Annotated in this window: 16 protein-coding genes and 2 tRNA genes; 14 read left to right on the forward strand and 4 right to left on the reverse strand. The window is 59.8% G+C overall.

Annotation, left to right across the window (positions count from 1 at the left end; translation table 11 throughout):
- Nucleotides 1-26 precede the first annotated feature (26 nt).
- Nucleotides 27-3,494, reverse strand: a complete 3,468-nt coding sequence (locus SM130_RS07175) for a hybrid sensor histidine kinase/response regulator (protein ID WP_102823433.1) — start codon at nucleotides 3,492-3,494, stop codon at nucleotides 27-29.
- 275 nt (nucleotides 3,495-3,769) lie between these two features.
- On the opposite strand from SM130_RS07175, the gene SM130_RS07180 reads away from it, so the two are divergent.
- From SM130_RS07180 to SM130_RS07195, 4 genes are all read left to right on the forward strand, one after another.
- On the forward strand, nucleotides 3,770-4,330 hold the full coding sequence (locus SM130_RS07180) for a GNAT family N-acetyltransferase (RefSeq protein ID WP_102823434.1): 561 nt from the start codon (nucleotides 3,770-3,772) through the stop codon (nucleotides 4,328-4,330).
- 160 nt (nucleotides 4,331-4,490) lie between these two features.
- Nucleotides 4,491-5,207 carry an AzlC family ABC transporter permease gene (locus tag SM130_RS07185; protein ID WP_102823435.1) on the forward strand — a complete coding sequence of 239 codons (717 nt, stop codon included), beginning with the start codon at nucleotides 4,491-4,493 and terminating at the stop codon, nucleotides 5,205-5,207.
- Nucleotides 5,204-5,530, forward strand: a complete 327-nt coding sequence (locus SM130_RS07190; protein ID WP_102823436.1) for an AzlD domain-containing protein — start codon at nucleotides 5,204-5,206, stop codon at nucleotides 5,528-5,530. Before SM130_RS07185 ends, SM130_RS07190 begins: the two co-directional genes overlap by 4 nt.
- Nucleotides 5,527-6,939 (forward strand): MFS transporter, encoded by a 1,413-nt coding sequence (locus tag SM130_RS07195; RefSeq protein WP_102823437.1) that lies wholly within the window; start codon nucleotides 5,527-5,529, stop codon nucleotides 6,937-6,939. Before SM130_RS07190 ends, SM130_RS07195 begins: the two co-directional genes overlap by 4 nt.
- Nucleotides 6,940-6,978: 39 nt before the next feature.
- On the opposite strand, the gene rdgC is transcribed toward SM130_RS07195, so the two are convergent.
- A complete protein-coding gene (rdgC, locus tag SM130_RS07200) occupies nucleotides 6,979-7,899 on the reverse strand; it encodes a recombination-associated protein RdgC (RefSeq protein ID WP_102823438.1) in 921 nt (306 codons plus the stop codon).
- A 214-nt stretch (nucleotides 7,900-8,113) separates the two neighbouring features.
- Between rdgC and SM130_RS07205 the strand changes: the two genes are divergently transcribed.
- The 3 genes from SM130_RS07205 (at nucleotide 8,114) to SM130_RS07215 (ending at nucleotide 9,286) form a co-directional block, all read left to right on the forward strand.
- Nucleotides 8,114-8,189, forward strand: a tRNA-Val gene (locus SM130_RS07205).
- Nucleotides 8,190-8,202: 13 nt separating this feature from the next.
- Nucleotides 8,203-8,279, forward strand: a tRNA-Asp gene (locus SM130_RS07210).
- Between the two features lie 257 nt (nucleotides 8,280-8,536).
- On the forward strand, nucleotides 8,537-9,286 hold the full coding sequence (locus SM130_RS07215; protein ID WP_102823439.1) for an FKBP-type peptidyl-prolyl cis-trans isomerase: 750 nt from the start codon (nucleotides 8,537-8,539) through the stop codon (nucleotides 9,284-9,286).
- 75 nt (nucleotides 9,287-9,361) lie between these two features.
- Here the strand turns inward: SM130_RS07215 and bfr are convergent, their stop codons facing one another.
- Together bfr and SM130_RS07225 are read right to left on the reverse strand one after the other, a co-directional pair.
- Nucleotides 9,362-9,832 carry a bacterioferritin gene (bfr, locus tag SM130_RS07220; RefSeq protein ID WP_102823440.1) on the reverse strand — a complete coding sequence of 157 codons (471 nt, stop codon included), beginning with the start codon at nucleotides 9,830-9,832 and terminating at the stop codon, nucleotides 9,362-9,364.
- A 191-nt stretch (nucleotides 9,833-10,023) separates the two neighbouring features.
- On the reverse strand, nucleotides 10,024-10,242 hold the full coding sequence (locus SM130_RS07225; RefSeq protein WP_102823441.1) for a bacterioferritin-associated ferredoxin: 219 nt from the start codon (nucleotides 10,240-10,242) through the stop codon (nucleotides 10,024-10,026).
- A 251-nt stretch (nucleotides 10,243-10,493) separates the two neighbouring features.
- Between SM130_RS07225 and SM130_RS07230 the strand changes: the two genes are divergently transcribed.
- The 7 genes from SM130_RS07230 (at nucleotide 10,494) to SM130_RS07260 (ending at nucleotide 20,831) form a co-directional block, all read left to right on the forward strand.
- A complete protein-coding gene (locus SM130_RS07230; RefSeq protein WP_102823442.1) occupies nucleotides 10,494-11,114 on the forward strand; it encodes a YjfI family protein in 621 nt (206 codons plus the stop codon).
- A 19-nt stretch (nucleotides 11,115-11,133) separates the two neighbouring features.
- Nucleotides 11,134-11,829, forward strand: a complete 696-nt coding sequence (locus tag SM130_RS07235) for a PspA/IM30 family protein (protein WP_102823443.1) — start codon at nucleotides 11,134-11,136, stop codon at nucleotides 11,827-11,829.
- Nucleotides 11,830-11,905: 76 nt separating this feature from the next.
- Nucleotides 11,906-12,550, forward strand: a complete 645-nt coding sequence (locus tag SM130_RS07240) for an OB-fold-containig protein (protein ID WP_102823444.1) — start codon at nucleotides 11,906-11,908, stop codon at nucleotides 12,548-12,550.
- A 27-nt stretch (nucleotides 12,551-12,577) separates the two neighbouring features.
- Nucleotides 12,578-14,620 carry a flotillin family protein gene (locus tag SM130_RS07245; protein WP_102823445.1) on the forward strand — a complete coding sequence of 681 codons (2,043 nt, stop codon included), beginning with the start codon at nucleotides 12,578-12,580 and terminating at the stop codon, nucleotides 14,618-14,620.
- A 78-nt stretch (nucleotides 14,621-14,698) separates the two neighbouring features.
- Nucleotides 14,699-14,938, forward strand: a complete 240-nt coding sequence (locus tag SM130_RS07250) for a hypothetical protein (protein ID WP_102823446.1) — start codon at nucleotides 14,699-14,701, stop codon at nucleotides 14,936-14,938.
- A 107-nt stretch (nucleotides 14,939-15,045) separates the two neighbouring features.
- Nucleotides 15,046-20,289 (forward strand): DNA repair ATPase, encoded by a 5,244-nt coding sequence (locus tag SM130_RS07255; protein ID WP_102823874.1) that lies wholly within the window; start codon nucleotides 15,046-15,048, stop codon nucleotides 20,287-20,289.
- The gene (locus tag SM130_RS07260) at nucleotides 20,286-20,831 is read left to right on the forward strand and encodes a rhomboid family intramembrane serine protease (RefSeq protein ID WP_102823447.1); all 546 of its coding nucleotides are present in this window, start codon (nucleotides 20,286-20,288) and stop codon (nucleotides 20,829-20,831) included. Before SM130_RS07255 ends, SM130_RS07260 begins: the two co-directional genes overlap by 4 nt.
- Nucleotides 20,832-20,839: the final 8 nt, after the last annotated feature.

Raw genomic sequence — 20,839 nt, forward strand, 5'->3', positions numbered from 1 at the left:
TCACTATGCAGGCCCGGATATGCGAGCTATCGCAAGGTCAGATGCCGGCTCATCAGTGCGCGGAGCGCGGCTGGTTTGACTGGCTTGGGCAGGAAGTCCAGGCCGCTTGCATGTATCGCCGCCACCAGTTCCGGACGTCCATCGGCACTGATCACCACGCCCGGCACCGGCTCACCGAGGCGGGTGCGTAGCCAGGCCATTAGCTCCGTACCGGTCTGGCCTTCATCCAGGTGATAGTCGACCAGAACCAGTTGTGGGCGAATGTCTTCTGCCAGCAGGTCTTCGCAGTCGGCGCGGTTGCTGGCGGTCCATACCTGACAGCCCCAGCGTGTAAGCAGGCTGTTCATGCCGACCAGAATGCTGTCTTCGTTGTCGATGCACAGGACTTGGGTACCGGTCAGTGCGGTGTGTTGCGGTTCGCCGCGTTTAACTACCGGTCGTGGCTGGCTGAGCGCGCGGGCAATCGGCACGGTGACACTGAACACGCTGCCTTTGCCCGGCCAGGAGCGTACCTCCAGTGGATGTTCGAGTACGTGGCAGAGGCCATCGGCGATGGCCAGCCCAAGGCCCAGGCCCTTCTCGGCGCGCGTCTGGTGGCTGTCCAGGCGTTTGAACTCCTCGAAGATCACTTTCAACTTGTCCTGCGGAATACCAGGGCCACGATCCCAGACCTCGAGCCGCAGCGATGCACCTTGCCGGCGCACGCCGAGTACCACTCGGCCCTTGGCGTAGCGGAAGGCGTTGGTGAGGAAGTTCTGCAGTACTCGGCGCAGCAGGCGGATGTCGCTATCGACGCGCAGCTTGCTGCTGTACACGCGGAAGTTCACACCCTGCTCGCGAGCCAGCACAGTGAACTCGGTGCTCAGGGTGTCGAACAGCGTGGCCAGCGGGAAGGGGTTGCGATCAGGGGTGACCCGGCCGCTTTCCAGGCGCGAGATGTCCAGCAGGTCGGTGATCAGGTCTTCGGCCGAACGCAGCGAGCTGTCAAGATGCTGCACCAGTTCCTGGGCTTCAGCGGGCAACGCGCTTTGCTGGTGCGACAGCGCTGCGGAGAACAGGCGGGCAGCGTTGAGCGGCTGCATCAGGTCGTGACTGACTGCGGCGAGGAAGCGTGTTTTCGACTGGTTGGCCGCTTCCGCCGTGCTCTTGGCTTCGATCAGCGCCTGGTTGAGCTGCGACAACTCCTGAGTTCGCTCGCTGACCCGTTGTTCGAGGCCTTCGTTGGCGTCTTTCAAGGCGCGCTCGGCTTCACGGTAGGCGGTAATGTCACTGAAGCTCATGACGAAGCCGCCGCCGGGCATCGGGTTGCCGATCAGCTCGACCACCCGGCCGTTGGGGAACAGGCGCTCGGACGTATGTGCGCGGCCCTGGCGCATCCAGTACAGCCGCTTGGCCACGTGGGTGTCAGGGTCGCCCGGGCCGCATAGGCCGCGCTCGGCGTTGTAGCGGATGATGTCGGCGATCGGTCGGCCGATATAAACCAGCCCGTCTGGGTACTCGAACAGCTCGAGATAGCGATGGTTCCAGGCCACTAGCCGCAGCGACTGATCAACCACGCTGATGCCCTGGGTGATGTTTTCGATCGCGCCTTGCAGCAGTGCGCGGTTGAATTGCAGCACTTCCGAGGCTTCGCCGACGATGCGCACCACGTCGTCGACCTGCATGTCGCGTCCTTCGAGCGCCGCCTTGACCACCGCGCGGGTGGAGGACGCACCCAGCACGCCGGCGAGCAGGCGTTCGGTATGGGCAATCCATTGGCCATCGGCCTGCAGTTTGGGCGAGAAGTCCTGGCCATGGCGCCGGGCGAAGCGCTGGAAGCTCTGCTCGGCGCGTTCGGCACCGACGAAGCGCGATGCCAGCGTCAGCAGGTCTTCGACCCGTACGGCGAGCAGGCGGCGTGCGCCGGTCGGAGAGGTGATTTCCTGGCCAATGAAACGACTGGCCTGCCAATGCTCGGCTACGTGGGTTTGCGTCAGAATCGATACCCAGAAGAACAGTGTCGCGTTGCCTACCAGGGAAAGGGTCACGCCCAGGGTGAGCCCGCTGAGGCCGAAACCGAGGCCGCCGTTGTACATCCAGCTCAGGCCCGGGAACATGTCCAGCGGCCAGCCCAGCAGGGGCAGAATCAATGTGTAAAACCAGATGGCGGCACCGGCGGTCAGGCCGGCAAACACGCCGCGGCGGTTGGCCTGCTTCCAGTACAGCGCACCGACCATTGCCGGTGCCAGCTGGGTAATGGCGGCAAAGGCGATCTGCCCGATGGTGGCCAGCGACGCCGTGGAGCCGAGCAGTCGGTAGCTGACATAAGCCAGCAGCAGGATTACCACGATGCTGATACGGCGCACCGAGAGCATCCAATGGCGGAACGCCTCGAATGGGCGTTCGGTTTCCTGGCGGCGCAGCAGCCAGGGCAGCAGCATGTCGTTGGAGACCATGGTCGACAGCGCCACGCTGGCGACGATGACCATACCGGTTGCCGCCGAAGCGCCGCCGATAAAGGCGAGCAGGGCGAGCCATGGGTGCAGCTCCGCCAGCGGCAAGCTGATGACGAACGAGTCCGGTGTTACGCCTGCCGGGAGCAACATCTGCCCAGCCAGGGCGATGGGGATGACGAACACTGCGGCCAGTACCAGGTAGAGCGGGAATACCCAGCGCGCTAGACGGAAGTCGCGCGGTTCGATGTTTTCCACGACCGCAACGTGAAATTGCCGCGGCAGGCAGACGATCGCCATCATCGCCACGGTGGTTTGCACCAGCATCGCTGACCAATTGATGTTCTCGCCCCAGAAATCCGCGAGCAGGGGAGAGTCATGGGCCTGGTTGAACAGGTCGCCGAAACCGTTGAACAGGCCGAAGGTGACGAAGGCGCCGACCGCCAGAAATGCCAGCAGTTTGACCAGCGACTCGAAGGCGATCGCCAGGACCATGCCGCGGTGGTGCTCGGTGACGTCGAGGTTGCGCGTGCCGAAGAGGATGGTGAAAAGCGCCAGAACGATCGAGACGATCAGGGCCGTGTCGCGTGTCCCGGTGCCCGCTGTGTCGATGTTGATACCGCTCAGCAGGTTCACGCCCAGCACAATGCCTTTCAGCTGCAGGGCGATATAGGGCAATACCCCGACCAGGCAGATCAGGGTGACCACCACTGCCAACGTCTGCGACTTGCCGTAGCGCGCGGCAATGAAGTCGGCGATCGAGGTGATGTTCTCCTGCTTGCTGATCATGATCATCTTCTGGATCACGTGCGGGGCGAACAGCATCAGCAGGATCGGGCCAAGATAGATCGGCAGGAACGCCCACAGCTGCTCGGCGGATTGACCGACTGCGCCGAAGAACGTCCAGCTGGTGCAATACACCGCCAGCGACAGGCTGTAGACCCAGGGGCGCAAACGCGGCGACATGGAGTCGCGATTGCGGTCGCCGTAGAAGGCGATGGCGAACAGAATGGCCATATAGACGAGGGCGACCGCAGCGATCAGCCCGCCTGACAGCGTCATGCAAACTCCAGAAAACGAAGGACAAGTGCCAGGTTGGCTTCGGGGGCCGTGGGCCGCGCCGAATTTAATCAGCCCTGGTGACTCATTAATATGCTGAATTGGCGAAGTTTCGCAGCAATGGTGCGCTCGTGTGCAGGGTTGCGACCAAGGTCGCATGTGTCTAGGACGGGCGCGCCAGCAGCATCGCCGATCGTCTGTGAAGCCCACATGTCGCAAAGCATCGGTTACTGTCTGGGCATCCGGCAGTCGCTCGCAGCCAATAACAGGAGAATGTCATGCTCATCCCGCATCCGGTAACCCTGCAGCGTGGGGCGTTACGCCTGGAGCCGCTGATGGAGGCGGACATTCCAGAGCTGGTTACGTTGGCTGAACGGAACCGCGACGAGCTGGCATTCATGAGCGGTCCGCTGCGTCCCGATTGGTATCGCCACGCTCTGGCTGAGCAGCGTGACGGGCGTGCCGTCGTGTTCAGCGTGCGGATGGCAGAGCGACTGATCGGCACAACCCGCTTCGCCGATTTCGTCAGCAGCTTGCCGGCAGCCGAGCTGGGCTGGACCTGGCTGGATAAGGCGGAGCATGGCACCGGGCTCAACGCTTCGATCAAATTCCTGTTGCTGCGCCATGCGTTCGAGGAATGGCAGCTGGTGCGGCTGCAGCTGAAGACCGCGGCCAGCAACCTGCGCTCGCAGCGAGCCATCGAGAAGCTCGGCGCCGCTCGCGAAGGCGTGTTGCGCAATCATCGCCGGCTTGCGGATGGCCGTTTGGACGATACCGTCCTCTATAGCATCACCGACCGCGATTGGCCGCAGGTTCGGCAACGCCTCGCGGCCGATTGACTATCGGCAAGGCGGCGCTCCGCATCGCCTGGTCCGCCCAGTTCGGTTATCGTGCGGTGCTTTGCCGCACGGTCCGCTCAATTTGTCCGTCGTCGCTGCCGTGCCGTTCCACTCGGCTGGCGGCTGATGGTCATCGTGATGAGGGTTACAAGGAGTTCTGATGTCCCGCTCGCAAGAGTTCGTCTGCGGTTGCCGCGACATATTGCCGTTGATCCTCGGCGCTATTCCGTTCGGGGTGATCTTCGGCACGCTGGCGATAGGCGCCGGATTGTCTGGTTGGCAAACCATGGGCATGTCCGCGCTGGTTTTCGCCGGCTCCGCCCAGTTCATAGCCGTCACGCTGATCACCGGCGGGGTAGGGGCTGCAGTGGTGCTGCTGACGACCTTCGTCGTGAACTTGCGGCATGCGCTGTATAGCGCCGCGCTGCAGCCATTCGTTCGTCATTTGCCCGGACGCTGGCGAGCGCCGTTGGCCTTCTGGCTGACTGACGAGGCGTTCGCCGTGGTACAGAACCGCTACGCCCGTGACGATGGTTCGCCCTACAAACACTGGTTCTTCCTAGGAGCCGCCTTGACGATGTACATCAGCTGGCAGCTTTCGACGCTGGTGGGTGTCGCCTTTGGTCGGGCCGTTCCGGATATCGCCCGCTGGGGCCTGGACTTCGCCATGATCGCCACCTTCATCGGTATCGCCGTGCCGATGATGCGCACCCGGCCGCAAGTGGCCTCGGCACTGGTTGCCGGTGCGGTGGCGCTGTTGACCTGGGAGATGCCTTACAAGCTCGGTCTGATCGCCGCTGCGATGGCTGGCATCGTTGTCGGCGTCTGGCTGGAGCGCCGGGCCGAGATAGATGCGCGACTGCAGGGGGCGTCATGAGCACCTGGCTGCTGATCCTTGGCATGCTGGCGATCACCTTCGTGACTCGCTACAGCTTCTTTGCCTGGCCCAATCTGCGTTTTCCCCGCGCCATCGAGCAGGGGCTGCATTACGTGCCAGTGGCAGTGCTTACCGCCATCGTGGTGCCTGGCATGCTGATGCCGGAAGGGGAGTGGGCCCTGCACTGGAACAATGCCTACCTGCTTGCAGGCCTCCTGGCTATCGCTATCGCTACCTTAAGCCGCAATCTGCTGGCGACAATCGCCGGCGGGCTGCTGAGTTTCTTCCTGCTGCGCTGGGCCTTTGGGCAGTTACCGATATGAGCCAGATATCTCCTGATGCGGATTTGCGCCGGCCGACGCTGGCTGACGGGCCGGCTGCCACGCATTCGCAGTTTCGCTTGCTCGGCAAGCGCCGCTTCTTGCCATTTTTCTGCACCCAATTGCTTGGCGCATTTAACGACAATGTGTTCAAGCAGGCGCTGATCCTGGCGATTCTGTTCAAGCTTGGCACTGCCGCGGACACCAGCCTGCTGATCAATCTCTGTGCGCTGCTTTTTATCCTGCCGTTCTTCCTGTTCTCTGCGCTCGGCGGGCAGTTCGGTGAGCGTTTCGAGAAAGCCTGGTTGATTCGCCGGATCAAGTTCGCCGAGATCTTGATCATGCTCGTCGGCGCCGTCGGCATGTTGCTTGGCAATCTGCCGATGCTGCTTGTAGTGCTGTTCTGCATGGGCACGCAATCGGCGCTGTTCGGACCGGTCAAGTATTCGATCCTGCCGCAGCAGCTCGCCGAAGATGAGCTAGTCGGTGGCAACGCGCTGGTGGAGATGGGCACCTTTCTGGCGATTCTCGGCGGCACCATCGGCGCCGGTGTGTTGATGGCGAACGAAGCCTATGCCGAACTGGTGGCGGTCAGCGTCGTGCTGATCGCGCTGGCCGGGTATCTGGCAAGCCTTGCTATTCCCGGCGGAACGGCCGCCCTGCCGACCCTGCATATGGATTGGCACGTACTGCGCCAGTCATGGCGAATCCTGCGGCTCGGGTTCGGTCAGCAGCGTGCCGTGTCGCGTGCGATGCTCGGCAACTCGTGGTTCTGGTTTCTCGGCGCGACTTATCTGACGCAAATTCCAGCGTTCGCCAAGGAGCATCTGAGCGGCGATGAAAGCGTCGTGACGCTGATCCTTACGCTGTTCTCGGTCGGCATTGCGCTGGGTTCACTGCTATGCGAACGGCTGTCACGACATCATGTGGAGATCGGTCTGGTGCCATTCGGTGCTATCGGGCTGAGCCTGTGCGGCGTGTTGCTGTGGTGGCATGCGGGCGGCCATGTGGCGCCAGCGACAACCGTTAGCTGGCTGGCTTTGCTCGGCGAGCCATCAGCCTGGTGGATACTGGCGGACATTCTTGGGCTGGGTATTTTCGGTGGGCTGTATATCGTCCCGCTGTTCGCCCTGATTCAGTCGCGTAGCGTGGTTCATGAGCGTTCGCGGGTGGTCGCGGCGAATAACATCCTCAACGCTTTATTCATGGTTATGTCAGCCATCATCGCAATCGTGTTGCTGGTGCTGCTTGAACTGTCGATACCGCAGCTTTTCCTCGTGGTCTCGCTGCTCAGCGTACTGGTCTGTGGCGCGCTGTTCATCGATGCGCCGGAGTTTATCGAGCGTTTTCTCATCTGGTCGCTGGGGGAGCGGCTGGGCGGGGCGGTGCTGGTGCGGCTGACGTTGCGCTGATGCAGGAGTAGGGGCGCTGATTAGCGCCCCGAGCGGGTATCAGACGCCCTGCGGAACCTCCTCGCCGCCGAACGCTTCGAACAGTGCCGGCAGGAACTCGCGGAAGGTCATCATCATCAGCAGGAAGCTGGCGTCCTGCTGAGCGAGCGCATCGTCACCGCCATCCTGTTCGGCCTGGTCTTGCAGCAATTCCTCGAAGCGCAGGCGCTTGATGATCAGCTTGTCGTCCAGTACGAACGAGAGCTTGTCCTGCCAGGCCAGGGAAAGCTGAGTGACCTGCTTGCCGGCTTCCATATGCTGCTGAATTTCGTCGCTGGTCAGATCCTGGCGCTTGCAGCGCACCACGCCACCGTCTTCATGGGTATCACGCAATTCGCATTCGTCGAGCACGAAGAAGTCATCCGCAGCCTTTTGCGTCTTCACCCAGTCGGTGAGTGTGGCGCTTGGTGCGATCTTCACCGTCAATGGGCGCACCGGCAGCGAGCCAATGGCTTCGCGCAGGGTGGATAGCAGATCTTCGGCTTTCTTCGCGCTGGCGGAGTTCACCAGGATCAGGCCGCGCTCGGCGTCGATAGCGGCAAAGGTGCCGGATTTGCGAATGAAGGCGCGGGGCAGGAAGGCCTGGATGATCTCGTCCTTGATCTGGTCGCGCTCCTTCTTGTAGACCTTGCGCATCTGCTCCGCTTCGATCTCGTCGATCTTGTCCTTTACAGCGTCCTTGACCACGCTGCCCGGCAGGATGCGTTCTTCCTTGCGCGTTGAGATCAACAGAAACCCCTGGCTGACATGCACCAGCGGGGCGTCTTCGCCTTTTCCGAAAGGTGCGACGAAGCCGTAGGTGCTCAGCTCCTGGCTGGCGCAGGGGCGGGCGGGTTTGGCGGCCAGTGCAGCTTCGAGTGTCTCGGCATCTAGAGCGACATTTTGGGTGAGACGGTAAACGAGCAGATTACGAAACCACATGGCGGGGTAGATCTCCGGAAAGCAAAGGGGTGCATTATTCCTGCCTGGCTACTTAAGGCCAACCCTGGATGAAGTGAATGGGCTGTGAGCTGTAAAAAACACCGGTTTAACGAGGGTTTTCCTAAGTCTTTGGAACTTCTGCAATTTTTTTTTCGAAAGGGGGTTGCCAAGGTGCAGAACCCTCTCTAGAATGCGCCCCACTTCGAGAGCAAACGGGTGATTAGCTCAGCTGGGAGAGCATCTGCCTTACAAGCAGAGGGTCGGCGGTTCGATCCCGTCATCACCCACCACTCGAGGTTTAGCGCAGCGGTAGTTCAGTCGGTTAGAATACCGGCCTGTCACGCCGGGGGTCGCGGGTTCGAGTCCCGTCCGCTGCGCCATATTCGCTTTATGGGTCCACTGAACACCTTGAAGCAACGAAAAAACGGCCTTTTAGGCCGTTTTTTTTGCCTGATTTTTTACTGGGGTGGCCGTTGCCTCCCCAGTCCGGTCCTCGCGGCGGAAATGTTACGTGCTTCCTTTCTTTGCCATCTCTTTACGATCCTTGCCGGGAGGCGCGGTAGCCACTGCCGGTGTGCGCTGCTAAGCTCGGGCACTGATTTTTTCGATATGCCCACAGCGTAATTAAGGAAACAGCATGAGACTGAGACACCATCGTTTGGCACCTGCGGTTGCGCTGGTTGGCCTGGTACTGGCCGGCTGCGACTCGCAGACCAGTGCCAAGCTCGACACTCCGGCGCAGAAGGCGTCCTACGGCATCGGCCTGAACATGGGCAAGAGCCTCGCGCAGGAGGGTATGGATGATCTCGATTCCCAAGCTGTGGCGCAGGGCATCGAAGACGCCATCGGCAACAAAGAGCAGAAGCTTACCGATGAGCAGCTGATGGAAGCATTCACCTTCCTGCAGACTCGCGCCGAAGAGCGCATGACTGAGATGAACGCCAAGGCGGTCGAGGCCGGCAAGAAATTCCTCGAAGACAACGCCAAGCGTGACGGTGTGAAGACCACAGAGTCGGGGCTGCAGTACGAAGTTGTCAAAGCGGCCGAAGGTCGTCAGCCGACCGAGAGCGACGTGGTGACCGTGCACTACGAGGGCAGCCTGACTGACGGCACCGTCTTCGACAGCTCGATCAAGCGCGGCAGCCCGATCGACCTGCCGGTCGGCGGCGTGATCCCTGGTTGGGTCGAAGGTCTGCAGCTGATGCACGTCGGCGAGAAATACAAACTCTACATCCCGAGCGAACTGGCCTACGGCGAGCAGAGCCCGAGCCCGCTGATTCCAGCCAATTCGGTGCTGGTGTTCGATCTCGAGCTGCTGGATATCAAGGGCGAGGCGGCTGAGCAGCCATCAGCCGAGCAGCCTGCTGAAGCGGCAGAGCAGCAGTAATAAGCGGACATTGCGTCGCTTGAAACAAAAACGCCCCTACTCGATCGGGGCGTTTTTGTTTGATGCCTAACCGAATCAGTCGTCCATCTGCGACTGCAGGTAGTTTTCCATTCCAACCTTGTCGATCAGGCTCAGTTGGGTTTCCAGCCAGTCGATGTGTTCTTCTTCCGACTCAAGGATGTCTTCCAGCAGCTCGCGGCTGCCGTAATCGCCAATGCTTTCGCAATAGGCAATGGCGACCTTAAGGTCTTGTACGCCGCCATGCTCCAGCCTCAGGTCGCACTCAAGCATCTCGCGGGTGTTTTCACCGATCTGCAGCTTGCCCAGGTCCTGCAGGTTCGGCAGACCTTCGAGGAAGAGGATGCGCTTGATCAGCTTGTCCGCATGCTTCATCTCGTCGATGGATTCTTCGTACTCATGCTTGCCGAGCTTGCCGAGACCCCAGTCCTCATACATGCGCGCGTGCAGAAAGTACTGGTTGATGGCTACCAGCTCGTTGCCGAGAATTTTGTTGAGGTGCTGAATGACCAGCTTGTCGCCTTTCATGTAATTAGCCTGCCTGGAGCGGTGGGAATAGAACCAGTCTGGCCACGGCAAGGCGGGCTGTCAAACCTAAGTCTTTGAATGCAAAAGCTAAAATCTAGCGAGAATGGTTGCGTTCCGCATCCTGGATGGCAACTGACTGATTTGCAGGCATAAAAAAGCCGGGCATCGCCCGGCTATACGGCTTCAGTCTGTCAAGCCTGAACGAAACTTGCTGGGTGGGCGAGGGATGCCTGGGCGTTCTGTACGTTGCTGAGTGTCTCGCGAACGACCTGCTTGGCAACGCAAGCGCACTTGCCGCACTGGGTTGCGACACCAGTCGTTTCCCGTACTTCACGATAGCTGCAGCAGCCTTCGTAGATTGCATCGCGAATCTGGCCGTCGGTTACACCCTGGCAGAGGCAGACGTACATAAGCACTACCCGTTAAGTTCGTTGTTGGTAGCGATGCTAATCAGAATGAGAATAATTGTCAAAGCTCGTTCGTCGCCTTGACGAATTTCAGCCGCGTGCTGTGGTTGGCGGCGGCGTGTAACGGCTTGAGCGACAATGTTCGAAGCTTTCGTCGCGCTTCTCTGTGTGCCGTGACTCGGCTCCGCGTCACGTTTCTAGAAAATTACATGTGAGCTTGTTGCGCTTATCACATGTGCTGATATTCTGGCGGCATGGAAACGAAATCGTCCGCACATTATCAGCGCCTTTTTCGGCAGCGCCTGCGTGATCAGGGGTTGGTGAAAAAGGAAGTCTGGATTTTGCCCGAGCATTCAGTACGGCTTGCGGCCTTGGAGAAGAGAATGCGCCAGCCGCTTCAGGGGCTGGCTTCATGTGAGATGGAAGAAGGTATGAATATGCCGCAGCTATGGACCGCCCAAGCGTTGCATGACGCTATTGAAACCACGGAACTGTGTAAGAACGGTCAGATTGCAATCGAGCTGATCCAAGGGGCTGACGCCAGCCTGCGCGTCACGATGCGCGAGTATGGCGACCTGCCGATCTATGTGGCAGTGGTCGGCGAGCAAATCATCGTCGAGGCGCTGCTTTGGCCGGTTTCTGATGTGCAGGATCCGACCGCATTCAATGAACAGATATTGCGCACTCACAAGCTGTTTCCACTTTCGTGCATCGGCATCGAGTCGCTTCCAGATGGCCAGCCTTGCTACACCATGTTCGGTGCATTGAGTTCGGCGTCCACGCTTTCGGATGTGGTGCTGGAGATCCAGTTGCTTGGCGATAACGTGATCAAGGCTACCGAGGCGTACGAAGGCTTTCTCAAGGCCGGCATTTGAGCTCTAAAGGAGATCTGAGATGAATGTATGGAGCAAGCTGCTTACCGCTCTGCGCGGTGGTGTCAATGAGGCGGGCGAAGCGGTAGTGGATAGCCAAGCGCTGCGTATTCTTGATCAGGAAATACGCAATGCCGATTCCGAGTTGCGCAAAGCCAAGGAAGCGCTGGCCGAAATAATGGCCAAGCAGAAGTTGGCTGCTGAGCGTGTCAACAAGGCTACTACAGCGATCAGCGAATACGAACAGTATGCGTTGAAGGCCCTTGAGGCCGGTGATGAGCCGTTGGCCAAAGAAGTTGCCGCAAAGATTGCCAATCTTGAGGCTGAGCAGATAGCCGAGCGCGAACAGGCCGATAACTATGCTGAGAGCGTGGCGCAACTGCGCAAGGCCGTCAGTCAGGCGGAAGCACATATCAAGCGGCTCAAGCAGCAGGTTGATACGGTCAAGGCTACGGAGAGTGTGCAGAAGGCCCAGATGGCCGTCGCCCAGCGCTACGGCGGCTCGCAGGCCAAGTTGCACACCGCGGTTGAGTCGCTCGAGCGGATCAAGCATCAACAGGCCGAGCGCGCAGCGAAGATGGAGGCAACGGCCGAGCTGGCGCAAGCGTCCAGCGTCGACGAATCACTTGACGCCAAATTGCGCGCCGCGGGGATCGTTGCCGACAACGCCAGTGCAGACAGCGTGCTCGCACGCTTGAAGGACAAAGCCAAGGGCTGATCCGGCCATCAGCGACTACGAGAGCTTAGTCGCGCGGAATCGGCGAGAGTCGCGGCACAACACAAGGATGTGATCGATGGATTTGTTCATACAGACTGCTTTGAGCTTTCCGGTGGTGCTACTCAGCTTTGTGCTGGGTATATCCATTCTGTACTGGTGTGTGGCGGCCCTCGGTATGGTCGACGTGGACGTACTCGACGTCGAGATGGAGTCTTCTCTGGAAGATACGTCGTTTCAGCCGGAAGGCCTGGCTGGCCTGCTGCTCAAATTCGGTCTGTCCGGGGTTCCAGTCACGCTGGTGCTGACCCTGCTGTTCTTCTTTTCCTGGTTGTTCTGTTATTTCGCCCAGCTGTTGGTGCTGCGCTTCTTGCCGCTCGGCATTTTGCGTTACCCACTAGGCCTGGTGCTGACCGTGGTTGCGCTGCTGCTGGCAGTGCCGATCTGCGGCGCGCTTGTCCGTCCACTTCGCCCGCTGTTTCTGAAGCTTCACGCACCCACTCATCGCTCCTTGCTCGGCCAGGTAGCTGTCGTGCGCAGCGGTACGGTTACGTCGAGTTTTGGCGAGGCCACTCTGGAGGATGGCGGTGCTGGGCTGATCCTGCGAGTCAGAGCGGATGAGCAGGCCGGGTTCAAGCGCGGTGACCGCGTGGTTTTGCTGGAGTACCTGGAGGCTGAGAATGCCTATCGGGTCATTACCGAAAGTGAATTCAAGGGCATCTAAGCCCGCTTTTTAAAAGGAGTTGATGTAATGAGCCTCGAACTGGTGATGCCTTTCCTGATCGGATTGGGCGTGTTCTTCCTCTTGATCATGGGCTTCTTTGTCCTGTTCAAAGCCTTCTATATCAAGGTCCCGCAAGGCACGGCGCTGATCGTCAACGACATGTCGTCGATGCCCAAGGTCCACTTCACAGGTGCCCTGGTCTATCCGGTGATCTACAAAAAGGAGTTCATGAAGATCTCCTTGCTGACGCTGGAAGTCGATCGCCGCGGCAAGGATGGTCTGATCTGCCAGGACAACCTGCGTGCCGATATCACCGTCGCTTTTTATCTACGGGTAAACGAGACCCAGCAGGACGTGCTGAAGGTCGCCAAGGCGATCGGCGTGGATCGTGCCTCCGATCGTGCAGCGGTGAATGAGCTGTTCAATGCCAAGTTCTCCGAAGCACTTAAGACCGTGGGCAAGCGCTTCGATTTCGTCCAGCTGTTCGAAGAACGCCAGAGCTTTCGTGACCGTATCGTTGAGGTGATCGGCAACGATCTGAATGGCTACGTGCTTGAAGACGTCGCGATCGATTACCTGGAGCAAACGCCCAAAAGCTCCCTGGATCCAAACAATATTCTCGATGCCGAAGGTATTCGCAAGATCACTCAGCTGACGGCTGCGCAGAACATCATCACCAACGACTTCGAGCGCAACGAAGAGTTGGCTATTAAGAAGAAGAACGTCGAAACCCGTGAGGCTACTCTGGCGCTTGAGCGTCAGGAGGCTGATGCGGTGGCTAGGCAGAAGCGGGAGATCGAGACCATTCGTGCGCGCGAGCATGCTGAAACGCTCAAGGTGCAGGAAGAGGAGCGGTTGAAGGCCGAACAGGCCCGCATTCAAACCCAGCAGGAGCTGGATATCCGCGCAGAGAACCACCAGCGTGAAGTCGAGGTGGCGCAACAGAACCGCCAGCGCGCTGTGGTCATCGAAGTCGAGAAAGTGACGCGTGCCAGGGATCTGGAGATCGTGGCTCGCGAGCGTGAAGTCGAACTGCAGCGAATCGAAAAGGAAAAGGCGCTGGAAGAAGAGCGCAAGAATATTGCTTCAGTCATTCGTGAGCGTGTGGCGGTCGAGAAAACCGTTGCTCAGGAAGAAGAGCGCATCAAGGAAGTTCGCGAGGTCTCCGAGGCCGAGCGAATGAAGCAGGTCGTGGTACTCAATGCCCAGGCGGAGGCAGAGCAGGAGCTGGTGCGTCAGGTCAAGCAGGCCGAAGCGGACGAAACGCGCTCCAAGCACAAGGCTGTGGAAATCAATACGTTGGCCCAGGCCGAGCTGGAGGCAGCTGCCAAGCAGGCGGAGGCCAAGAAGAAGCTTGCCGAGGGCGTCGAAGCCGAGCGTGCAGCACCTGGCCTGGCTGATGCGCGGGTGCGTGAGGTCACCGCGGCAGCGAAAGAGAAGGAAGGGCTGGCCGAAGCGCGTGTGCAAGCGGAGCAACTGATCGCAGCTGCCAAGGGCGAGCAGGAGAAGGGCCTCGCCGAGGCACGGGTGATTGAGGCCAAAGCAGGCGCCAAGGAGAAGGACGGTCTGGCCGAGGCCAAGGTGCTGGAAGAAAAACTCATAGCCCAGGCCCGCGGCGAGGAGCAGTTGGGCAGTGCCAAGGCCAAGGCGGCCCAGGATTTGGGTATGGCCGAGGCGCACGTGCTATTGGAGCGTCTGAACGCCGAGGCCGAAGGCTTGGGCAAAAAGTTCGGCGCGCTGGACTCGCTCAGCGACGGTGCGCGTCAGCACGAAGAGTTCCGCATGCAGCTGGAGAAGAGCTTCGAAGAGGCGATGGCCTCGATCGCGGCGAACAAGGACATCGCCAAGGACCAGGCAGAGGTGCTGTCGGCGGCGCTGTCGAAAGCCAAGATCGAAATCGTCGGGGGCGAAGGCGACTTCTTCAATTCGTTCGCCAAGTCGTTGTCGGTGGGCAAGGCGATCGAAGGTGTGGTTGGCAAGAGTCCGGTAGTTCAGGACGTGCTCGCGCGCTTGCTCAATGGCCGCGCTGCTGAAGCCAAACCGATGCGCGCTGACGCCAGCGAAGTTTGATGATCCCAGGGCGCCTGAATCTGAAAGCAGAGTGCCCGTTCTGGCTCACCTGATGAGCCGCTGCAGCAAGGAGTGTTTATGTCTGAACCAAGGGATTATCTGGAAATGTCCTTCCGCTCGATTCAGTGCTTTGCCAATGATGGCCGCCTGGACGTGAACGAGCTCGGTGCTCTGCTGGACATCGCCGAGCGCGACGGTGATATCGATGAAAACGAAGCTCGTGTGCTGACAAAGATCATCGAACGTATCCGGCCCGAGGAAATCGACCAGCCAATGCGCGACAAGCTCGCCGAGGTGGCCAAGAAAATCGGAGCTTGAGGCATCCTCCAGATCACCAGCCATTCGGCGTTCCCCGCTACTTAGTGCAGCCCCGTGCGACCGGGGCTCGTTGCTTGCAGACCGCATAGATTCAAGGAAGACCCATGATGTCGGACGTCCAAGCCGAAAATACCCAGGACATTCTCGATAAAGCCGTCGCGCAAGGCGGTGCTTACGAGGTGCTGCACAAGCGACTGCAGGAGCAGGGATTACGTCTTCGGCATATCACCGAGAGCTTGAACGAAGAGCGCCTGGAGGCCTTCGGCAGCAGCCGAATGGAGGTGGTGGGGCGCGTCCGTATCCGTACCGAGAATAACTGCACGGCACGTGATATCGTCCAGGTTGGCGACAGCTTGCTGTTTGGCTACAACGTTTTTCTCGGGCTCAAGAAAGAAACCCGTGTCGAGGACGTATTTTCGATCTATCGATTGAGCGAGCAGGCCGAGGGCTACGAAGCCCAAGCCGTGTCGCTTGAGGGCAGCTTTCTTGCCCAAACCAGCTTCGTAAACGACTTCAACGAGCTGTACACCTACTACAAAAACACCCGCTTGCTGCAACTGATAGTGCGTGACGGCAAGCTGCTGGCCAGCTTCCAGATCGGCGAGCGGGTCACTGACATCCGGGTATTCCGCTGGTCAATCTCCAATGACGGCAAGGATGTCCGGTATATCGACAACCGCGGTGAACGCGATATCGCGTTGCCGGCACCATTCGATTTCGAATGGCAGAAGACTTCTCGTGAGATGGCGGTCAACGGCCGCCATCCGCACCTGAATATCCTCGACACATTGTTCGTCGAGACGATTGGCGGCGACCTGACCGTTAAGGTGGAAAACAATACCGACGACGGCCTAGGCATCTACCGTGAGGCGGTGCTGGACAAGACCCAGTCCCTCGACGATGCACAGATCGAATACGCCAGGCTCGGTAGCCTGATTCTGCTCAAGGTGCTGCCGTATCGGGAAGAGCAGTGGCGCTATCTGGTCTTCAACAGCCTGACGCGCTCGGTTGAGCGCCTTGATGCAATCGGGCTCGCCTGCGTTCAGTTGCCAGAAGACCATGGAATCATCTTCCCTGGCGGTTATTACCTGCAGAACGGAGAGTCGAAGGCGTTCGAGCAGTCGATGGACGGCATGCGCTTCAAGCGCGCGGTGCGCTCGCCTAACGGTGAGGATGTGCAGTACATCTTCTACCACCCGGAAGAAGGGCGATCGGCGTTGTTTACCTACAACATGATCGACCGCCAACTGCAGAATCCGATTTTCGGTCATGGCTATGCCCGGCTCGAAGACGGGCGCATGGTGATCTTTTCTGCCGAAGGCAGCGAACCCACACGCATCCACCCGATGCAGATCTGGCAGACGCCATTCTGTACCGATGACTTCGCCGCACGGCAGCCTGCGCGCAGCGGGTTCTTCGGGCGCATCGGCAACGCCGAGTTGGTGCGAGGCGTATCCGACCTGTTCAACCTGAGTCGCGAGATCGATGCGCCGCAGATATCGGTGCAGCGTTATACCCAGCTCTGCCAGAATACCCGCCGTCTGTTCGATGCCTACCATTGGCTGGGCGATGCCCAGTGCCAGGGGCTTGCCCTGCTCCTGCGCGAGATTGCAGCAACCGGCGAGCTGGTACTCGATGAGTTCGAGAAGGTCGAGAGCATTCGTCAGCAATCGAGCCGTGCGATGGCCGAAGCCCAGACCCGCCAGAAGGCATTGCTCTCCGGGTTGTTGACCGACAGCTGGGACAGGGTGCAGCAGTTCGTCGAGGCGCTTAACGCGATCAACTCACAGCGCGGCCAGCTGCTGACCATTCGTGACTACCGCTATATCGATGTCTCGCGCATCGATGCCATGGAGGCCGAACTGCTCGAGGCGCAGGAACGGGCCAGTTTGGCGACTTCGAGGTTCCTCGCCAGCGATGCGGCGCTTGAGCCTTATCTGCTGGAACTCAGTGACCACGATGCGGCGGCGCAGAAGGCGGAAACCGTCACCCAGCTCAATGAGCCCTTGGCCGGTATGCAGGATATGGCTGCAGGGCTGGACATGCTTTCGGGCCTGATGGCGTCGTTGTCGATCGATGATGCCACCGAGCGCACCCGCATCGTTGAATCGATCTCGGAAGTGTATGCCCTTCTCAACCAGGCCAAGGCGCGAGCGGAGCAGCGCCGCAAGGGGCTCGGTTCGGCGGAAACAGTGGCCCAGTTCGGTGCTCAGTTCAAATTGTTCAGCCAGGGCATCACCAACGCTCTGGCCCAGGCATCGGACCCGGAGCGCTGCGACGAGCAGCTCTCACGTCTGCTGGTGCAGCTTGAGGAGCTGGAAAGCCAGTTCGGTGATCACGAACAGTTCCTCGGCGACATCCTGAGCAAGCGTGAGGAGTTGCTGGAAACTTTCGAGGCGCACAAGCAGAGCCTGCTCGATGATCGCCAGCGCCGCGCCCAGGGCGTCCTCGATGCTGCGTCGCGCATCCTCGACAGTCTTGGCCGACGTACTGCCCGTCTGAACCTGGCGGAGGAGCTCAACGCCTTTTTTGCCGCCGACCCGCTAATCCTCAAGTTGCGTGAGATGGTCGGGCGCCTGCGCGACCTCAAGGACAGCGTCAAGGCAGACGATGTAGAGGCGCGCCTGAAGAGCGCCCGCGACCAGGCGGTGCGGGCGATGCGCGACAAGAGTGAGCTGTTCGAGGCAGGTGGCAATGTCATCCGGCTGGGCCCGCGCCACCGTTTTAGCGTCAACACGCAGGAGTTGGATCTGACCCTGCTGCCCCGTGGTGATCAGCTCTATCTGCACCTGACCGGGACCGACTTTCTCGAGCCGTTGCGTGATTCCGAACTCGAAGCGTTACGCGAATTCTGGCAGGTGTCGCTGGAGTCGGAATCGGAGGCGTTGTACCGCGCCGAGTACCTGGCCGGCGAAGTGCTCGCCGCCGCAGACGCCGGACAAGATGGCCTGGATATCAATAGCCTAAAGCAGCTACTCGCCGACCGTGAGGCGCTGACCAGACGCATTCGAGATTTTGCCGCCCCTCGTTACCGGGAAGGCTACGAAAAGGGTATCCACGATCACGACGCGGCGCTGATCCTGGCGTGCCTGCTACCGCTTCGCGACAGCGCTGGGCTGCTTAGCCATACGCCGATGGCGCGAGGCACTGGCTGTTTTTTCTGGAACAGCGTCCAGGGTGAGGCCATTGCGTTGGAGTGGCCGGAGCGCGCCCGCACCAGTCGGCATATTCAGCAGCTCTTTGGTCGCCGTGATGGACTCGATCAGCTTGAGGCGGAAATCGCTTCGGCGATTGAGCGGTTCGCGGCCGACGAAGGGATGACGCTGCCGTGCGGGCTGCCAATAGACGCAGCGCGCTATCTCGTACAGGAGCTGGCTGGCGAACGCATCGAATTCGTCTTCAGCAAATACGCGCGCCAGCTGCTTGTCTCGCTGCAGGCAAAGCTGGAAGCGGCACGTGTCTGGGATGGCTATGTGCAGACATTGGAGCGTCTGCAGGCGCGCCCAGCGGCACGGTGGGCGCTGGTGGACAACTGGTTGCAAGGACTCTGCAATCAGGGCGAGCTGTCCGACCTTGCTCGTTACATCCCCGAAGCAGTGGCGCTGGCTCTTTTGCCGGAGGGGCAGAGCAGACGGGTCACTGAAGTGGATCTGCGCTTTGCTGTTGAAGAGCTGATGGGTGACCACCCACGCATTGAAGGCCAGCGGCTGACGCTTTCGCTGGATGACTATTTCGAGCGGCTCGAGAACCATCGCCGTCGCTTCCTTCCACAACTTCGGCGTTATCAGGCCTTGCGTCAGGACGTGATCGGTCGCGAGCGCGACGCGCTGCGCCTTGGCGAGTTCAAGCCGCGGCCGCTGAGTTCTTTCGTGCGCAACAAGTTGATCAACGACGTTTATCTGGGGTTCATTGGCGACAACCTGGCCAAGCAGATGGGCACTGCAGGAGAGAACAAACGCACCGATTTGATGGGGCTTTTGATGCTCATCTCGCCGCCTGGCTACGGCAAGACAACCCTGATGGAATATGTCGCCCATCGATTGGGGCTGATCTTCATGAAGATCAACGGCCCCGCTTTGGGTCACGAGGTTCGCTCGGTGGACCCCGCACAAGCGCCCGATGCCACCTCGCGCCAGGAGCTGGAGAAACTCAATCTGGCGCTGGAGATGGGAAACAACGTGATGCTCTATGTCGATGACATCCAGCACACCCATCCCGAATTCCTGCAGAAATTCATCTCGCTCTGCGACGGTACGCGGCGTATCGAAGGCGTCTGGAAGGGCAAGACCAAAACCTATGACATGCGCGGCAAAAAGTTCTGCGTAATCATGTCCGGCAACCCCTATACCGAATCCGGTGACGTCTTCAAAATCCCTGACATGCTTGCCAACCGTGCGGATATCTACAACCTCGGCGACACGCTTGGAGGCATGCAGGAAGCCTTCAGCCTTAGCTATATCGAGAATGCGTTGACCTCCAATCCGATTCTTGCGCCGCTGGCTACTCGCGACATGGCCGATGTCTATCGGCTGGTCGACAAGGCTCAGGGCAAGCCGTTTTCCGCCAATGAGCTGTCGTACAGCTACAGCGCCGCCGAGATCAACGAGATCACCGCTACGCTCGAACGCTTGATGCAAGTGCGCGATGTTGTAGGAAGGGTCAACCAGCAGTACATCGTCAGCGCCGCGCAGGCCGACCAGTACCGTAGCGAGCCGCCGTTCAAGTTGCAGGGCAGTTACCGCAACATGAACAAGATGGCTGAGAAGATCTGTTCGGTGATGAACCAGGCTGAGCTGTTGCAGCTGATCGCCGATCACTACCAGGGTGAAGCGCAGTTGCTCACCACCGGTGCCGAGGAAAACCTGCTCAAGCTTGCCGAGCTGCGCGGCAATATGACGGACGCTCAGGTCGAGCGCTGGGCGCAGATCAAGCGTGACTTCATGCGCAACAAGGCCATGGGCGGCAGTGACACCGATGTCGGGGGTCGCGTAGTCGCGCAGCTCAATGATCTGGTCGAAAGCGTGCGCGGGCTGAGCATTGGCAAGTCCGACCGTGATGAGGCGCGTATTCCCTGGGAGCAACTGCTTAGCGGGCTGGATAATCTCGGCCGGCTAAGACCACAGGTAGAGGTCGTCGCACCGCCTCAACCAGCCGTACAGAAGCTGCTGGAGAATCTGGCCGACAGCCTGCAGAACAGTTTTTTGCCGCTGATCAAAACCATGGATAAGAAGATCGACATCGACCTGCGTACTCACCATCGGATGCTGGAGATATCCGCTCAACTGCGTGAGCTTGGCGAACATCTCGGCCAGGAACAGCGCAACGTCGAGCCCCACGATGGAATGCCGTGAAGCGAGCGCTCGGTGAGCTGCGCTTGCTGGCCGTGCTGGCCGGCAGCCTGGTGCTTGTGCAGCTCGCTAACAGCTTTACCGGCGGTGCGCTGAACGTATGGGGGTTAGTGCCGCGTCAGGTGCAGGCCCTACCTGGCATCCTGATCGCGCCCTGGCTGCACGGCGGCTGGGCGCACCTTCTAAGCAATCTCAGTGGGCTCATGATTCTCGGGTCACTGGTGTTGCTGCGCTCCCAGAGTGATTTCGTTCTGGCAAGCATTTTCATCATCGTTGGCAGCGGCGGGTTGGTGTGGTGCTTTGGTCGAACCGGCGTGCACATCGGCGCTAGTGGCTGGCTGTTTGGTTTCTGGGGGCTATTGCTGGCACGTGCCTGGATCGACCGTAGCCTGCTTGACCTGTTGCTGGCGGGGCTGGTGTTCATTTTCTACGGCGGTTGGCTGTTCGGGCTATTACCGCGTGACGGGGTTTCCTTCGAATACCATTTGGCCGGTGCGTCGTGCGGTGTGCTTTACGCTGTGCTGTCGCGTAGTCGGCGACTCTGACAAAAAGG

The sequence above is a fragment of the Stutzerimonas stutzeri genome (assembly GCF_038561965.1).
In the GTDB taxonomy this organism is placed as follows: domain Bacteria; phylum Pseudomonadota; class Gammaproteobacteria; order Pseudomonadales; family Pseudomonadaceae; genus Stutzerimonas; species Stutzerimonas stutzeri_AA.

Bases quoted from the DNA above. Each gene is read 5' to 3' on its own strand.
- SM130_RS07190 (WP_102823436.1), top strand. From the start codon at position 5,204: ATGAGCACCTGGCTGCTGATCCTTGGCATGCTGGCGATCACCTTCGTG.
- bfr (WP_102823440.1), bottom strand. From the start codon at position 9,832: ATGAAAGGCGACAAGCTGGTCATTCAGCACCTCAACAAAATTCTCGGC.
- SM130_RS07255 (WP_102823874.1), top strand. From the start codon at position 15,046: ATGTCGGACGTCCAAGCCGAAAATACCCAGGACATTCTCGATAAAGCC.
- SM130_RS07245 (WP_102823445.1), top strand. From the start codon at position 12,578: ATGAGCCTCGAACTGGTGATGCCTTTCCTGATCGGATTGGGCGTGTTC.
- SM130_RS07175 (WP_102823433.1), bottom strand. From the start codon at position 3,494: ATGACGCTGTCAGGCGGGCTGATCGCTGCGGTCGCCCTCGTCTATATG.
- SM130_RS07185 (WP_102823435.1), top strand. From the start codon at position 4,491: ATGTCCCGCTCGCAAGAGTTCGTCTGCGGTTGCCGCGACATATTGCCG.
- SM130_RS07230 (WP_102823442.1), top strand. From the start codon at position 10,494: ATGGAAACGAAATCGTCCGCACATTATCAGCGCCTTTTTCGGCAGCGC.
- SM130_RS07180 (WP_102823434.1), top strand. From the start codon at position 3,770: ATGCTCATCCCGCATCCGGTAACCCTGCAGCGTGGGGCGTTACGCCTG.
- SM130_RS07195 (WP_102823437.1), top strand. From the start codon at position 5,527: ATGAGCCAGATATCTCCTGATGCGGATTTGCGCCGGCCGACGCTGGCT.
- SM130_RS07215 (WP_102823439.1), top strand. From the start codon at position 8,537: ATGAGACTGAGACACCATCGTTTGGCACCTGCGGTTGCGCTGGTTGGC.
- SM130_RS07250 (WP_102823446.1), top strand. From the start codon at position 14,699: ATGTCTGAACCAAGGGATTATCTGGAAATGTCCTTCCGCTCGATTCAG.
- rdgC (WP_102823438.1), bottom strand. From the start codon at position 7,899: ATGTGGTTTCGTAATCTGCTCGTTTACCGTCTCACCCAAAATGTCGCT.
- SM130_RS07240 (WP_102823444.1), top strand. From the start codon at position 11,906: ATGGATTTGTTCATACAGACTGCTTTGAGCTTTCCGGTGGTGCTACTC.
- SM130_RS07225 (WP_102823441.1), bottom strand. From the start codon at position 10,242: ATGTACGTCTGCCTCTGCCAGGGTGTAACCGACGGCCAGATTCGCGAT.
- SM130_RS07235 (WP_102823443.1), top strand. From the start codon at position 11,134: ATGAATGTATGGAGCAAGCTGCTTACCGCTCTGCGCGGTGGTGTCAAT.